This window comes from Halomonas sp. 707D4 (genome assembly GCF_024158685.1).
Classification (GTDB): Bacteria; Pseudomonadota; Gammaproteobacteria; order Pseudomonadales; family Halomonadaceae; genus Vreelandella.
This window is the reverse complement of record NZ_JAMZBD010000695.1, coordinates 1-1,217: the sequence shown is the minus strand read 5'-3', so window position 1 is coordinate 1,217 and position 1,217 is coordinate 1. Positions and strand designations below refer to the sequence as shown.

Annotated in this window: 2 protein-coding genes; both read left to right on the top strand. The window is 67.0% G+C overall.

Going from position 1 to position 1,217, the window contains the following annotated elements; all coding sequences use genetic code 11:
• A partial coding sequence (gene dinB, locus BIS11_RS17975; RefSeq protein WP_253586781.1) for a DNA polymerase IV occupies positions 1–811 on the top strand: 811 nt, incomplete at its 5' end.
• A 105-nt stretch (positions 812–916) separates the two neighbouring features.
• The coding region (locus BIS11_RS17970) for an alpha/beta fold hydrolase (RefSeq protein WP_253586780.1) at positions 917–1,217 on the top strand (301 nt) is incomplete at its 3' end.

The following is a 1,217-nucleotide window of genomic DNA, read 5'->3' as shown; positions in this document are numbered from 1 at the left end:
CAAGGAGGTCGCCCGCCAGGTCTTCGCCATCTACCGCGAGCTGACCGAACTGATCGAGCCGCTCTCGCTGGACGAAGCCTTTCTGGACGTCTCCGATGTCACCCAGTTCAAGGGCAGCGCCACGCTGATGGCCCAGGCGATTCGCGACAAGGTGCGCCGCGAGGTGGGCATCACCGTCTCCGCCGGGGTCGCGCCGAACAAGTTCCTGGCCAAGATCGCCAGCGACTGGAACAAGCCCGACGGGCTCTGCGTGATCGCACCCAATGACGTCGAGCGCTTCGTCACCGCGCTTCCGGTGAAGAAGATCCACGGCGTGGGCCCGCGCACCGCCGAGAAGATGGCGAGCCTCGATATCCACACCTGCGCGGATCTGCGCGCGCGGCCCCTGACCGAGCTGGTCGAGCACTTCGGCCGCTTCGGCAAGCGCCTTTTCGAGCTGAGCCGGGGGCACGACGAGCGCCCGGTGAAGACCCACCGCGAGCGCAAGTCGATCAGCACCGAGCAGACCTACTCGCGGGATCTACCGACGCTGGAGGCGTGCCGCCAGGAGCTGCCCGCGCTGCTCGAGGACCTGGAACGGCGCTACGCCCGGCTCGACCCGGCGCCGGCGGTGAAGGGGCTGATGGTCAAGGTCAAGTTCAACGACTTCACCCAGACCACCGTGGAGCACGCCGACCCCGCGCCCGACATGGCCCAGTTCGAAGCGCTCTTGAACGTGGGCTGGGCGCGGGGCGCCCGCCCGGTGCGGCTTCTGGGCGTGGGCTATCGCCTGGCCGACAGTGCGCCGCAAACCCAGCTCGCGTTATTTTGATGTTCTGCCGACGCGGTCATTGACGCGGCTTCCAGCAGCGATTAAAACAGTTGTATGATCGATAGCGGCCTTATAACAACGACCCATGACCCACCGAGCCCGCCCATGACCGCTTCGCGCCCTCCGCTCGTCTTCGCCCACGCCAACGGCTTTCCCGGTTCGAGCTACCGCAGCCTGCTCGCGCCGCTGGCCGAGCATTTCGACGTGCAGCTCATCGACCGGGTGGGCCATCACCCGCAGTACCCGGTCAATCGCAACTGGGCCAACCTGGTGGACGAACTGCTTCACCACCACCTGCCCCAGTCGGGGCCGGTACTGGGCGTGGGGCATTCGCTCGGCGGCACGCTGATGATGATGGCCGCGCTGCGCGAGCCGCAGCGCTTTCTGGGCCTGGTGATACTCGACC